A 13,860-nucleotide genomic window follows, 5' to 3' on the forward strand; every position below is an offset into this window, starting at 1 on the left:
ACCGCCCGGCCCCGGCACTCCGTGCCGGGGCCGGGCGGTGCCGCCCTGTGCGGGCGGCCCATGGGGTCGGTGGTTAGTCGAGCACTTCGATGATCCGGTGACGGCCATCGACCAGCACCGGACGGTCGTTGACGACCGTGTAACGGGTGCCGCGAGTCACGTTGTACTCGTTCGGGACGTCGTAATAGGTCACGCCGGAGGACGGCAGGGTGGAGCCGACGACGACGCGGCCGTCATAGTCGTAGGAGCGGACATTGCGCTCGCGGACATAGGAGCGAAAGCGCGGGCGATCCTCGACGCCGAGAATGCCGCCGATCGTACCGGTGGCCGCGCCGACCGCACCGCCGACGATGCCGCCGATCGGGCCGGCCGCATCCGCGCCTTCCTGCGCACCGCGCTCCGCACCGCGCAGGGTTCCCTGCGCCTGGGCAGCCATGGGGAGGGCGAGGGCGATGGCCGAGGCGGCGAGAAGGGTCTTGATCTTCATTCGAGCAACTCCGTCGTTATGACGTCCGCCGCGATCCAGGCGCAGCGAAGCATGGCCCGGTAACGCCCGAGCCTCGAATTCGGATGCATGGAAAATCGAGAAAGGCCGAGATTGCTCGAACCTGCCCAAATCGTAGGCAGAGCTTCTTGAAACCTGCCGCGGGCCGATACGGATGCTTTCGCCGTGTCAGCCGGGCGCGCGCTCGGACAGGAAACGTCGCATCCGGTCGAGGGCCCGCGCGATGTTCTCGGCGGAGTTGGCGTAGGAGAGGCGAAGGTACCCCTCGCCGTGGATGCCGAAATCGGGTCCGCCGATGACCGCGACGCCGGCCTCGTCGAGGAGCGCGGTCGCGAGCGCCTTGGCCTTCCAGCCGGTCCGGGCGACGTTCGGGAAGGCGTAGAACGCACCCTTGGGGGTGACGCAGGAGACGTTCGGAAGGCCGTTCAGGCCCTCGACGACGAGCCGTCGGCGCTGGTCGAACGCGGCGACCATCGCCGCGACGTCATCCTGCGGCCCGTCGAGGGCAGCGATCCCGGCCCATTGCGCGGCGGCGTTGACGCAGGAGAAGGAGTTCACCGCGAGCTTGCGGGCGGCGTCGTGGAGAGGCTTCGGCCAGACCGACCAGCCGAGCCGCCAACCCGTCATCGCGTAGGTCTTCGAGGCGCCGTCGAGGTAGATCAGCCGGTCGCGGATCTCGGGATAGGCGAGGAGCGAGACATGCGCCTCCCCGTCATAGGTCATCGTACCGTAGATCTCGTCGGACAGGACGGCGACGCCGGGATGGGCGGCAAGGCCCTCCACCAGGGCATCGACCTCGGCCTTCGGCGTGACGCCGCCGGTCGGGTTGGCCGGCGAGTTGACGATCAGGAGGCGTGTGCGCTCCGTGATCAGCGCGAGTGTCTCCGCCGCCGAGAAGGCGAAGCCGTTGTCCTCACGGATCGGCACCGGCACCGGGGTCGCGCCGGTGAACTCGATCATCGAGCGGTAGATCGGGAATCCGGGGTCGGGATACAGAATCTCGGCGCCGGGCGCGCCGAACATCAGGATCGCCATGAACATGGTGACCTTGCCGCCCGGCACGACCATCACCGCGTCCGGCGAGACCTCGACGCCGTGGCGGCGATGGATGTCCCGCGCCACCGCCTCGCGCAGCGGCGGAATGCCGACGGCCGGCGTGTAGCCGTGATGGCCGTCGCGCAGCGCCTTGATCCCCGCCTCGACGATATGGGCCGGGGTCGGGAAGTCCGGCTGGCCGATGCCGAGGTTGACGACGTCGCGGCCCTGCGCCGCCAGCGCGGCGGCACGGGCGAGGACGGCGAAGGCGTTCTCGTCGCCGATCCGGTCGAAGGAAGGCACGACACGCAGCATGGTCTCGACCTTCCGCCAGGCGCCGGCCGGCGCCGCTCTCAGCCGTGCGAGCGCGCGGCGAGACGGCTGGCGGCAAACGAGATCGCGCCGCCGATGACGAACAGGATCGCGAACGTCTTGACCGCCGCGTAGAACAGGGCCGGCTCGATCCCCGTATCCGTGAAGAGCACGGCGCAGACCGCCGCGATCGGGATGAGCAGCACGATGGAAAGCGGCACCAGCGGGTTCATTCGACGTCACTCGCGTTCGTTGAGGGACCGCGGCGCGGCCCGAACAATAATGCGGAGCGGTCTTAGCATCGCCGTTCCGCCGGAGGAAACTCCCGCGCCTCAGAATCTATGAGCGATGCAACGGCGCGAGCGGCCGGGTCTCGATCAGGCCGGGATGCGGACCGTCGCCCGCAGGCCGCCCAGCGGGCTGTCGTGCAGCGCGACGTCGCCGCCATGGGCGCGGGCGATGTCGCGGGCGATGGCGAGGCCGAGCCCGGAGCCGCCGGCGTCCTGGCGCGCGTCGTCGAGACGCACGAACGGCTTGAACACCTCCTCGCGGCTCTCGACCGGGATGCCGGGCCCGTCGTCGTCGATCGCGACGACGAAGGCGCGATACTCGCGCTTGCCCGAGATCGCCACGGTGTCGGCGTAGCGCGCGGCGTTGGCAGCGAGGTTGAACAGGCAGCGACGCATCGCGTCCGGCCGCACGGTGACGAGCGGGCTGCCCTCGATCTCGACCGCCTCGACATGGGCGCCGAGCCGCTCGACGTCGCTGCGCAGATCTTCCAGCAGGATCCGCATGTCGGTCTCGGCGGCGGTTTCGGCGGAATCGCCGCGGGCGAAGGCGAGATAGCCCTCCAGCATCCGGCTCATCTCGTCCACGTCCCGCTGAAGATCCTCGACCTCCGGCGTCTGCTCGACCAGGGCGAGCGAGAGCTTGAAGCGGGTGATGATGGTGCGCAGGTCGTGGCTCACGCCGTTGAGCATCGCCGTGCGCTGCTCCATGGCGCGCTCGATGCGCCGCTTCATCTCGATGAAGGCGTGTCCCGCCTGCCGGACCTCGCGGGCGCCGCGGGGCTTGAACTCGATCTCGCGCCCCTTGCCGAACCCTTCCGCCACCGCCGAGAGTCGCAGGATCGGCTTGATCTGGTTGCGCAGGAACAGGATCGCCACGCCGAGCAGCACCAGCGAGGAGCCCGTCATCCATAGAAGGAAGATGTGCGAGTTCGAGGCGTAGGCCTGGTTGCGGCGGGCGGTGACCCGCATCACCCCCTCGGGGATCGCCACGCGGATCTCGATGAGGCTCGAACGTCCCACCGTGTCGATCCAGAACGGTCGCCGGATCTGGCGGCGGATCTCGTCCGAGAGCACCTCGTCGAGGATCGAGAAGAACGGCCGCGGCCCCGGGCTCGGCAGCTTGGCACCCTTCAGGATGTCGACGTCGAGATTCAGCCGCTCGCCTGCGATGCGGGAGAGCGTCTCCGCGTTCTTGTCCTGCGGATAGGACTCGTAGATGTCCATCAGCGCGGCGACGTCGGCGGTGACGGCGGCCGAGAGCCGGCGGGTCACGAGCTGCCAGTGCCGCTCCATGAAGGTGTAGGCGATCACCGACTGGAGCAGCACCATCGGCGCGATGATGATGATCAGCGAGCGGGCGTAGAGGCCCTTCGGCAGGGCGTCGCCGATCGCCCGGCTGAGGCGCCGCCATCCCTTGCGGATCCGGCCGAAGACGGCCGCAAGCGCGCCGGCCCGGCGGGGTTCGCTCGAGGAGAGGCCGGCGGGGGCCGCCATGGAATCCTCAATCGATGGCGAGGCGGTAGCCGACGCCGCGGACGGTGTGCAGGAAGCTCGGATTGGCCGGATCCGGCTCGATCTTACGGCGCAGGCGGTTGATCTGCACGTCGATGGTGCGCTCGGCCGCCAGGCCGCCGTTGCCCGCCAGCGTCTCGCGCTCGACGTTGCCGCCCCGCGCCTGGGCGAGCATGGTGAGGATCTCGCGCTCGCGCTCGGTGATCTTCACCGGCTCGTTCTCGCGGCGCAGCTCGCCCCGGTCGGCGCGGAAGCTGAACGGGCCGAAGCTGACGGCACCCTCGCCCGAGGCGCGCGCGTCCGGTAGCGCGGCGTGGCGGCGGATGATGTTGTTGAGCCGCAGGATCAGCTCGCGCGGCTCGAACGGCTTCGGCAGATAATCGTCGGCGCCGATCTCCAGTCCGGTGACGCGGTCGTTCGGATTGGAGCGGGCGGTCAGCATCAGGATCGGCACCCGCGAGGTCTCGCGCACCGAGCGGGCATAGTCGAAGCCGCTCTCGCCGGGCATCATCACGTCGAGCACAAGGGCGTCGAACACGAAACACTGGCCGCGCAGGCGCGCCTCCGCCGCGTTCGCCGCCGCCGTCACGCGAAATCCCTGCTCCGAGAGGAAGCGGGACAGGAGTTCGCGCACCCGCCGGTCGTCGTCGACGAGCAGGATGTGAGGAGCGTGGTCCGGAAGCTCGGGCCGCGGCCTGAGGGCGCTCTGGGCCGACATCACGCGCGCACCGTCGCGCGGCGCGCCATCAGCCGGCGAATCGCGGCCCGCTCCGCCGGTTCGATCATCGCCAGCAGGAAGTCCTGGGCGGAGGCCGCGCGGGACCCGCGCCCGCGCTCCCCCTCGTCGTCCTCGGCCGGCGCATCGAGCGCCCGCACGATCCGGCGAACCTGGACGCGGGTGAGGTCGGCCGTCAGCGCCCGGCCGGACGGGGTGCAGAACAGGAGCCGCTGGCGCCGGTCGCTCGTGCCGGTCTGCTGCTCGACGTAGCCCTGATCGATCAAGTCCTTCAGCACCCGATTGAGGCTCTGCTTGGTGATGCGCAGAATATCGAGAAGTTCGGCGATGGTGAGGCCGGGATAGCGGTCGACGAAGTGCAGCACCCGGTGATGCGCCCGGCCGAAGCCGTACTGCGCCAGGATCCGGTCCGGATCACCGACGAAATCGCGATAGGCGAAGAACAGCAGCTCGATCAGGTCGTCGCTGTCGCCGCCCGTGGCGTGGCAAGCGGGGCGAGAAGTTTCACAGGAAGCCTGTAGCGCCGTGTCGGCATCGGGCGTCGTCACAGGGGTCACGTCGTGGAAACCTCGGTCGGCGGCAGTCCCAGGGCGCCGGACGGCCCGGGGAAGATAAGTCAGTGTTGTTGACATATCTCAGGCCGATTGATACCCGTCAACCCTGCCGGTACAGCTCACCGCTGCATTCATCCCGCGTCCGCGCGCCGGCTCTGACCCCACCCTGCGACCCCGCGCTTGGCCGAGGCCGCGCAGAGGAACTTCGAGAGATGTCCGTCATTCCCTTCGATCAGCGTGAGGGCACGATCTGGTTCGACGGCGCCATGGTGCCGTGGCGCGAGGCGAAGATCCACGTGCTCAGCCACGGCCTCCACTACGGATCGTCGGTGTTCGAGGGCGAGCGGGCCTATGGCGGCCGGATCTTCAAGAGCCGCGAGCATTCCGAGCGCCTGCGCCGCTCGGCCCAGCTCCTCGATTTCGAGATCCCTTACTCCGTCGATCAGATCGAGGCGGCCAAGGCCCACGTGCTGGCGACCAGCGGTCTTCAGGACGCCTACCTGCGCCCGGTTGCGTGGCGCGGCTCGGAGATGATGGGCGTCGCGGCGCAGAACAACACCATCCACCTCGCCATCGCCGCCTGGGAATGGCCGAGCTACTTCGATCCGGCGACCAAGATGAAGGGCATCCGGCTCGACATCGCCGATTACCGCCGCCCCGACCCGCGCACGGCGCCTTCCACCTCGAAGGCGGCCGGCCTCTACATGATCTGCACGATCTCCAAGCACCGGGCCGAGAACAAGGGCTATGCGGATGCGCTGATGTTCGATTGGGAGGACTACGTCGCCGAGTGCACCGGCGCCAACGTCTTCTTCATCGCCGACGGCGCGATCCACACCCCCCAGGCCGACCGCTTCCTCAACGGCATCACCCGTCAGACCGTGATCGAGCTGGCCAAGCGCCGCGGGATCGAGGTCATCGAGCGGCGTATCCGCCCGGAAGAGATGACGGGGTTCTCCGAGTGCTTCATCACCGGCTCCGCCGCCGAGGTGACGCCGGTTTCCGAGATCGGCCCCTACCGCTTCACGCCCGGGGCGCTGACCAAGACGCTGATGGACGACTACCTCGCCGAGGTGCAGCCGCGGGCGGTCGCCGCCTGAGGAACGCGTTGCGAGGTTCCGGGCGCGCCATCGAGCCCGGAACCTCGTGGCGTCCCTCGCGTTCATGAGAACAATCCATGAACGATGTGAGCGCGTCGATGACTGGCAAGACGACGAAAAATCAGGCCGCGGCCGAGAACCCGAAATCCGACCCGACCGACGAGTCGAACCGGATCAAGGACCCGGACGAGTGGACCACCGGCTCCGAGCCGATGACGGGGGCGCAGGCCTCCTACCTCAAGACCCTGTCCGAGCAGGCCAAGGCGCCGGACGCCTTCGAGCCCGATCTCGACAAGGCGGAGGCGTCGAAGCGCATCGACGCCCTGCGCAAGGAGACCGGCAAGGACTGACGCGATCGAGCGTTCCGCAAAGCGGGATGACCGACGGGCGATGGCAGGAGGACGGACGTCCGCTGGTCCATCGCCTTTTCGGGTGGTCCGTGGACGGACCATCCTTCGAATGAGACGGTTCGACGGGGAATGTCCCCGCTTTCTTCAATGCTCTTAAGTTCGCTGCAAGTTCAGGCTGGCAGGGTCACGCGACTGCAACACGTCCGGGACGATGCGCCGTGTCTCCGCTTCCTCCATCCGCGCCCGTTCCGGTAGCCGCCGCGCCGTTGCGCAAGGCTCTCATTCGCTTCGCCCGTCACGAGACGGGGGCAACCGCGATCGAGTATGGGCTCGTCTGCACCGGAGTTGGAATCGCGGTTCTCGGCGCCTTCCGTCTCTACGGAAGCACACTGGTGGATTTGTTTCCCAGGATCTTCGAGCTGTTCAAATTCGAGTAGCGATACGTGCGCTGACGCCGTTTCAGATCTTTCGTGCGATACCGGTATGATAATTCTCGGCGCGAGGCGGCGTTAAGGTCGTCAGATCGGCACGGCGTCCGGGTGAAACCAGTCGGCTCAATTCTGGGATTGCCGTTCTCAAGGGCCCTTATTTCGGCCCGGTCGGCTTGCGCCTCGAGGCAGCCGCCTCCTTCCCTGGGATGGATGAGGGGGCCGGAGCGGAGTCAGGCTTGGCCTCTTCCGGTTTCGACTGGCTCCAGAACGCGTCGAACGCCTCCTTCATCGCCTTGACGTTCTGCTCCTGAACTTCCGCGCCGGTCTGGAGCATCTGCTGGATCACGTCCATCGACGCCTTCGTCGCGTCCGGCAGCGGGGCGGCCTCCGGCTTCCGGGCGGTCGCGCGCGGAGCGGGGGGCGGTGCCGCGGGCGCCATCTGCGCGGCGGCGGCGCTGAGCCCGTTGAGCCAATCCGTCCAGAGCGTGCCGACCGGATAGGGCGAGGGCGGTGCCTCGGCCGCCGGAGCCGGGGCGGGGGCGTTGAGAAGCAGGTGGACGATGCCGGCCACGATCATGCCGGCCATGATCGGCATCATCTGCCGCAGGGCCTGGGAACCGACGCCGCTCGCCGCCGACGCCTGCTGGATCACCGCCTGGGCGATCATGGGCGAGCCGAACAATCCCGCCAGCATGTCCGCGCCGCCGGGCGGCGCCTTTCCCGGCTGGCCGAGCCCGAACAGGCGGCCGAACCCCATCGGATCGGCTCCGGCGTTGCGCTGCATGCCCATGGACAGGGCCGGGAGCAGGGCCTCCATGGCGCGGCGGGTCTGTTCCGGCGTGAGGCCGAATTGCTGCCCGAAGGCCTGCACGCTCGCGTCGCCCTGGCTCTGGAGGATGTCGAACATCGTGTACATGGCCGGGCGCCTCGCGGGAGCAGCAACGGTCCGGATGCCGAACGTCGTCCGGGTCCTGCCCCGATCGCGCCGTGACGACGGGCGCATGACGCGGGCTCAACCCTCGTTCCGGCCGCGCGCCGGCGATGGCCGTCGACACTCACGCCCGGAGGCTCGCCGGAACGGCCTCGGCCGCGAGTGTGTCGCAACCGGGCGGGGCTGACCAGCTTTTAGCCGGATCCCGCTCCGATTTCCTAAGGATAGCGGTCGATCGCCGCCGGAATCGTCACAGCGACATTCCGCTGGAGGGGGCCGCCTGCACCGCCTCGTCGGCCGCGGGGGGATCGAGGGCGGCAGCTCCCTCGGTGCCGACGCCGCGCTCCAGCCGGCCCACGGTCCGGAAGGCGAGGGCGAGACCCGCCACCCCGAAGGCGACGGAGCCGATGCCGGTGCCGGCGATCACGCCCTCCGGCCCGTACCACGCCGCGCCCGCGAGGGCGGGCGGGACCGTGCCCAGCGTCGCCCGGCCCCAGTTCAGCAGGGTCGAGAGGAAGGGGAAGCCGAGATTGTTGAACGAGGCGTTGGCGAGGAACAGGAGCCCGTTGAAGAACCAGACCGGTCCGCTCACGAGGCAGAAGAAGCCGAACAGGTCGGCCGCCACGCCCTCGAGTTCGAAGGCGCCGGCCAGCGGCGTCCGCGCGAGGGCGAGAAGCAGCCAGACCACCACCACGTAGAGCGCCGTCACCCCGGCGCCGACCCGGAGCACGCCCCGCATCCGGTCGAAGCGGCCCGCGCCCCAGTTCTGACCCAGGATCGGGCCGATCGAGCCCGACATCGCGAACAGCCCGCAGAAGGCGACCGGCGCGAGGCGGTCGATCACCACGTTGCCGGCGATGGCCGGCGGTCCGAATCCGGACAGGGCATGCGCGACGAAGGCGCTGGCGACGGACGGGGCGAGGTTCGTCAGCACCGCCGGCAGGGCGATGCGGGTCACCAGCGGCAGGTCGCCGAGGATCGCGTCGAGGCGCGGGGCTTCGAGTAGCCGGTAGCGCCGGACCCCGGCCCAGCCGACGGCGATGAAGGTGACGCGGGCGACGCAGACCGCGAGCGCCGCGCCGTCCACGCCGAGGCCGAAGCCGAAGATCAGCAGCGGATCGACGAAGATGGTGACGACGGCGCCGCCGAGGGTCACGAGCATCGCCTCCCGCGCCGCGCCGACGGCGCGCAGGAGGCCGGTGAACAGCATGCCCGGCCCGAGCAGCAGGTTCGAGGGCAGGCTGATCCAGAGGTAGCGCTTGGCGACGTCGAGGGTGTGCCCCTCCGCGCCGATCGCCGAGAGCAGCGGGTCGAGCAGCGCGAGCAGAAGGGCGGCCAGCAGGGCGGAGGCGATCAGGCAGTGGACGGTGACCGAGGTCGCGATCCGCCGCCCGCCCGCCGGATCGCCCGCGCCGATCGCCCGCGAGACCAGGGCGCCGGCCGCGATCATCAGGCCGATATTGATGGCGATGGCGAAGAACTGGACGATCGAGGCGAAGCCGACCGCCGCGGTCAGCGCCGGATCGCCGAGCTTGGAGACGTAGAACAGCGACAGCAGGTCGACGGCGAAGATCGCCATCAGCCCGACGGAGCCGGTGGCGCTCATCACCACGACGTGGCGCAGGATCGAGCCCGAGACGAAGCGCGCCGCGCCGTCGTCCCGTCCCGGTTGCGGCACCGTCCCTTCGCCCGCTTCAGGCATTCGGCTCGGCATCCTCGGGTTCGAGCGCGCGGGCGGCGGATTCGTGCGGCTGCGGCTCGATCAGGCCGCGGGTCTCGGCGCTGAGCGCCCGCGACGGGCTCTTCGGCGCGGTGAGCGGCTCGGGCCGCAATTCCGGCGTGCCGCGCAGCCAGCCCGAGCCGTCCGGCATCGCGCCCGCCTGCTGCAGCACGAGGCGGGCGACGTCGCGCTTGCGCACGTCCTCGACCCGCCGCGCGGCGGCCTCGGCGGAGAGCCCCAGACTCTCGAGCGTGGCGCGGCCGAAGCCGAGGGCGGATTCGACCGTCTCGCGAAGCTGGAAGTCGACGTCGCGGTTCATCAGCTCGATGGCGTGGGTCCGGTCGTAGGCGCGCACGTAGGTGCGCACGTTCGGGAATTCCTCGTGCACCATGTCGACGATCTTCAGAGCCGCCGGCGCGTCGTCGATGCAGACGCAGATCAGCTCCGCCTTGGCGAGGCCGGAGGCGCGCAGCACGTCGAGCCGCGTGCCGTCGCCGTAATAGATGCGGAAGCCGAAGCTCGTCGCGTTGCGGATCTGCTCGACGTCCTTGTCGATGACGGTGATGTTGATGCCTTCCGCCAGCAGCACCTGCGCCAGGATCTGCCCGAAGCGGCCGAAGCCGACCACCAGCACGCGGGTGTCGCCGGATTCCTGCGCCTCGCCGACGTCCGAGGGCGGCTCGGCCTCCTTCGGGCGACGGGCGATCAGCGCGTCGAGCCCCTTGGCGGCGATGGGGCCGACCAGCATGGTCAGGGCGGCGAGCGCGACGCAGAACCGGGTCACGTCCGAGGCGAGGATGCGCAGGTCGCCCGCCGCCGGCAGGATCACGAAGGCGAACTCGCCGGCTGGCGCGAGCACCGCCGCGCCGCGCAGGGCATCGAGCCAGGGCGAGCCGAACAGGCGGAACAGCCCGGCCACCAGGGCGATCTTCACCGCGATCGCCGCCATGGTGGTGGCGAGCAGCGCCACCCAGTGGTTCGTGAGCAGGCCGCCGTCGATCGACATGCCGACGCTCATGAAGAATAGACCGAGCAACATGCCGCGGAACGGCTCGATATCGGCCTCGAGCTGATGGCGGAAGTTCGACTCGGCGAGCATCACGCCGGCGAGGAAGGCGCCCATCGCCATCGACAGGCCGGCCTTCTCCATCACCATCGCCGTGCCGAGCACGACGAGGAGGGCGGCCGCCGTCATCACCTCGCGCCCGCCCGCGGCCGCGAGCAGGCGGAAGAACGGGTTGAGGCCGTAGCGCCCGACCAGCACCACGCCCGCCACCGCGATCGCCGCGCGTCCCGTGGAGCGCAGGCCCTCGTCGACCCAGCCGTCCTTCGGCGTGGCGCCGGCCGAGGCCAGCAGCGGCAGCAGCGCCAGGATCGCCACCACCGAGATGTCCTGGAAAAGCAGCACCGCGAAGGAGCGCCCGCCATAGGGTGACCCGAGATCGCCGCGCTCCTCCAGCAGCTGGAGCGCGACCGCCGTGGCGGAGAGCGCGATGGCGATGCCGACGACGCTCGCCGCCGCCGGCGTCAGGCCGTAGGCGAGGGCCGCCCCCGCGATGACGAGGGAGCACAGCGCCAGCTGGGCGGTGCCGAGCCCGAAGATGTCGCGCCGCATCGAGACGAGCCGCGAGATCTCCAGTTCGAGCCCGACGATGAAGAGCAGCAGCACCACGCCGATCTCGGCGACGCTCGCCGCGGTCTCGGGCTCGGCGATCAGCGAGAAGCCGGCCGGGCCGATCACCACGCCCGCGACGAGGTAGCCGAGCACCGCGCTCTGGCCGAGCAGGCGCACGAGCGGCACGCCGATCACCGCCGCCGACAGGAAGGTCAGCACCGGCGGCAGGAAGCTGGCATGGTCCGTGGCGCTCGCCATGAAAGCCTGGTGCCTCGCTGGTTCCGGACGGGGGAAGGCTTCCCCTTAGCCCGCTCGCCCCGCCATCGCGAGAGCGATTTGCGTGTCGTTCGTCACATGCCCGGCCCCGCAACCCGCCCCGTGCCGCGGCCGATTCGGCGGGCATCGTTGCCACACGGGTGAGGATGCTGGGCGCATGAGCGGATGGCGGGGGTCACGGATTGCGCCATCTGTGCTATGTAAAAGATGACGGACAGGCCCCAACCTGTCGCGGCTTTCGGGCTGGCCGCTGTTGACAGACCCGGCCACCCCTCTCCACATCCGCGGGATCATGAGCGCTGACACCATCAACCTCACCGCCGACCCGAACCGGGTCCCGCAGCCGGCCGTGACGGGCGACAAGCCGCCACTGGAGATCCTGCTGTGCGCCCCCCGCGGCTTCTGCGCCGGTGTGGTGCGCGCCATCGACGTGGTCGAGCGGGCGCTGGCGATCTACGGAGCGCCGGTCTACGTCCGCCACGAGATCGTCCACAACAAGTACGTGGTCGAGACCCTGAAGCGGAAGGGGGCCGTGTTCGTGCGCGAGCTGGACGAGGTGCCCGATAGCGGCGCGCCCGTCATCTTCTCCGCCCACGGCGTCGCCAAGACGGTGCCGCAGAACGCCGACGCGCGCGGCCTCACCACCATCGACGCCACCTGCCCGCTGGTGACCAAGGTCCACCGCGAGGCCGAAATCCACCACAAGCGCGGGCGCCACGTCCTCCTCGTCGGCCATTCCGGCCATCCGGAGGTGGTCGGCACCATGGGCCAGCTGCCCAAGGGCTCGATCACCCTGGTCGAGGACATCGAGCAGATCGACGCGCTCAACCCGCCGGCCGACCAGGCGCTCGCCTGGGTGACGCAGACCACCCTGTCGATCGACGACACCAAGCACATCGTCGAGGCGCTCAAGGCCAAGTTCCCGGCCATCCACGGCCCGCACAAGGACGACATCTGCTACGCCACCACCAACCGCCAGGAGGCGGTCAAGGAGGTCGCGCCGCGGGTCGATGCGCTGATCGTGGTCGGGTCCTCCAACTCGTCGAACTCGCAGCGCCTGCGCGAGGTCGCCGAGCGGGCCGGCTGCCCGATCACCCGCCTCGTCCTTCGGGCGGAAGAGATCGACTGGGACGCGTTCAAGGACGTGCGCCGCCTCGGCCTCACCGCGGGCGCCTCGGCGCCGGAGGTTCTGGTGGAGGAGATCATCGACGCCTTCGCCGCGCGCTTCGACGTGACGGTGGATCAGGTCTCGGTCACCGTCGAGGACATGTCCTTCCCGCTGCCGCGCGAGCTGCGCAGCGAGGCCGCCGAGTAGGGCGGACCCGTCGCCGGCGCCCGGCGCGCCGGCCGTACGACCTCCAGGGGCGCCCTCGGCGCCCCTTTCTCTTGCGCGAACTCGGCAGCGGCACCTTGGCGGTCTATACCGACGTTTCCGACGAGGCGCTGCGCGCCTTCCTCAGAGACTACGAACTCGGCGAGCTGCTCTCGTACAAGGGCATCGCGGAAGGCGTCGAGAACTCGAACTTCTTCCTGCACACGGGCACGGGCAACTACATCCTCACCCTCTACGAGAAGCGGGTGAACGAGGCGGACCTGCCGTTCTTCATCAATCTGATGGGCCATCTGGCGCGGGCCGGCCTCGCCTGCCCGCAGCCGGTGCGCAACCGGGACGGCACCGCGCTGGGGCGCCTCTGCGGACGGCCCGCGGCGATCGTGACCTTCCTCGAGGGCGTGTCCTTGAGCCGCCCGAATGCCGAGCATTGCCGGGCGCTCGGCGCCGCGCTGGCCGGGCTCCACGCCGCCGGCCGCGACTTCCCGATGGTGCGCGAGAACAACCTGTCGGTCGGCGCGTGGCGCCCGCTCTTCGCCCAGGCCGAGGCACAGGCGGACACGGTGGCGCCGGGCCTCGCCGGCCGCACCCGCGCCGACCTCGATCGTCTCGAAGCCTCCTGGCCGAAGGGGCTGCCGGGCGGCGTCATCCACGCCGACCTCTTCACCGACAACGTGTTCTTCATCGGCGACGCGGTGTCGGGCCTGATCGACTTCTACTTCGCCTGCACCGACGCCTTCGCCTACGATCTGGCGATCAGCCTCAACGCGTGGTGCTTCGACGCCGACGGCACCTTCCACCGCGACAAGGCGGGAGCGATGATCGCGGGCTACGACGCGGTGCGGAAGCTGGAGCCGGCCGAGATCGCGGCGCTGCCGATCCTGGCGCGGGGCGCGGCCATGCGCTTCATGCTGACCCGCCTCGTGGATTGGCTCAACGTGCCGCCCGGTGCCCTGGTGCAGCCGAAGGACCCGCTGGAATACGACCGGCGGCTGGCGTTCCACCGCACCGCGACGGATGCGCGGGATTACGGCTGGGAGGGGTAGGGGCATCACAACCCTCCCCCCTCCGCGGGGGAGGCTGCCTCGCGGATGCAAGGCGGGAGAGGGGAGCGACGCTTTCGGAAGAACCTGAGCCGCCCCTCACCCGACCCCCTTCGGGGG

The 13,860-nt window shown here is 69.9% G+C and carries 13 protein-coding genes; 4 read left to right on the forward strand and 9 right to left on the reverse strand.

Going from position 1 to position 13,860, the window contains the following annotated elements; genetic code table 11:
- Nucleotides 1-73 precede the first annotated feature (73 nt).
- The 6 genes from MFF42_RS06300 to MFF42_RS06325 form a co-directional block, all read right to left on the reverse strand.
- Entirely contained in the window at nt 74-487 is a 414-nt protein-coding gene (locus tag MFF42_RS06300; RefSeq protein WP_012454488.1) for a DUF1236 domain-containing protein, read from the reverse strand.
- Nucleotides 488-673: 186 nt separating this feature from the next.
- A complete protein-coding gene (locus tag MFF42_RS06305) occupies nt 674-1,855 on the reverse strand; it encodes a pyridoxal phosphate-dependent aminotransferase (RefSeq protein ID WP_238254978.1) in 1,182 nt (393 codons plus the stop codon).
- Nucleotides 1,856-1,893: 38 nt separating this feature from the next.
- On the reverse strand, nt 1,894-2,085 hold the full coding sequence (locus tag MFF42_RS06310) for a hypothetical protein (protein ID WP_238254979.1): 192 nt from the start codon (nt 2,083-2,085) through the stop codon (nt 1,894-1,896).
- Between the two features lie 144 nt (nt 2,086-2,229).
- Nucleotides 2,230-3,636, reverse strand: coding sequence for an ATP-binding protein (locus MFF42_RS06315; RefSeq protein ID WP_238254980.1), 1,407 nt, complete (start codon nt 3,634-3,636; stop codon nt 2,230-2,232).
- 7 nt (nt 3,637-3,643) lie between these two features.
- Complete coding sequence (locus MFF42_RS06320; RefSeq protein WP_238254981.1) at nt 3,644-4,372, reverse strand: response regulator; 729 nt, start codon at nt 4,370-4,372, stop codon at nt 3,644-3,646.
- Entirely contained in the window at nt 4,372-4,947 is a 576-nt protein-coding gene (locus MFF42_RS06325) for a MarR family winged helix-turn-helix transcriptional regulator (protein WP_238254982.1), read from the reverse strand. Before MFF42_RS06325 ends, MFF42_RS06320 begins: the two co-directional genes overlap by 1 nt.
- 209 nt (nt 4,948-5,156) lie before the next feature.
- Here MFF42_RS06325 and MFF42_RS06330 point away from each other — a divergent pair, with 209 nt between their 5' ends.
- Complete coding sequence (locus tag MFF42_RS06330; RefSeq protein WP_238254983.1) at nt 5,157-6,044, forward strand: branched-chain amino acid aminotransferase; 888 nt, start codon at nt 5,157-5,159, stop codon at nt 6,042-6,044.
- Nucleotides 6,045-6,142: 98 nt separating this feature from the next.
- Nucleotides 6,143-6,394, forward strand: a complete 252-nt coding sequence (locus MFF42_RS06335; protein ID WP_238254984.1) for a DUF3072 domain-containing protein — start codon at nt 6,143-6,145, stop codon at nt 6,392-6,394.
- Between the two features lie 585 nt (nt 6,395-6,979).
- Here MFF42_RS06335 and MFF42_RS06340 read toward each other — a convergent pair.
- From MFF42_RS06340 to MFF42_RS06350, 3 genes are all read right to left on the reverse strand, one after another.
- Nucleotides 6,980-7,741, reverse strand: a complete 762-nt coding sequence (locus MFF42_RS06340; RefSeq protein WP_238254985.1) for a DUF937 domain-containing protein — start codon at nt 7,739-7,741, stop codon at nt 6,980-6,982.
- Between the two features lie 265 nt (nt 7,742-8,006).
- Nucleotides 8,007-9,458 (reverse strand): MATE family efflux transporter, encoded by a 1,452-nt coding sequence (locus MFF42_RS06345; RefSeq protein WP_238254986.1) that lies wholly within the window; start codon nt 9,456-9,458, stop codon nt 8,007-8,009.
- The gene (locus MFF42_RS06350; RefSeq protein WP_238254987.1) at nt 9,451-11,349 is read right to left on the reverse strand and encodes a monovalent cation:proton antiporter-2 (CPA2) family protein; all 1,899 of its coding nucleotides are present in this window, start codon (nt 11,347-11,349) and stop codon (nt 9,451-9,453) included. The genes MFF42_RS06345 and MFF42_RS06350 overlap by 8 nt, the downstream gene beginning before the upstream one ends.
- Nucleotides 11,350-11,659: 310 nt before the next feature.
- On the opposite strand from MFF42_RS06350, the gene ispH reads away from it, so the two are divergent.
- Nucleotides 11,660-12,682, forward strand: coding sequence for a 4-hydroxy-3-methylbut-2-enyl diphosphate reductase (gene ispH, locus MFF42_RS06355; RefSeq protein WP_012454500.1), 1,023 nt, complete (start codon nt 11,660-11,662; stop codon nt 12,680-12,682).
- 95 nt (nt 12,683-12,777) lie between these two features.
- Nucleotides 12,778-13,743 (forward strand): homoserine kinase, encoded by a 966-nt coding sequence (thrB, locus tag MFF42_RS06360; protein WP_238254988.1) that lies wholly within the window; start codon nt 12,778-12,780, stop codon nt 13,741-13,743.
- The last annotated feature ends 117 nt before the right edge of the window (nt 13,744-13,860 follow it).

Source organism: Methylorubrum podarium (assembly GCF_022179745.1).
GTDB lineage: Bacteria > Pseudomonadota > Alphaproteobacteria > Rhizobiales > Beijerinckiaceae > Methylobacterium > Methylobacterium podarium.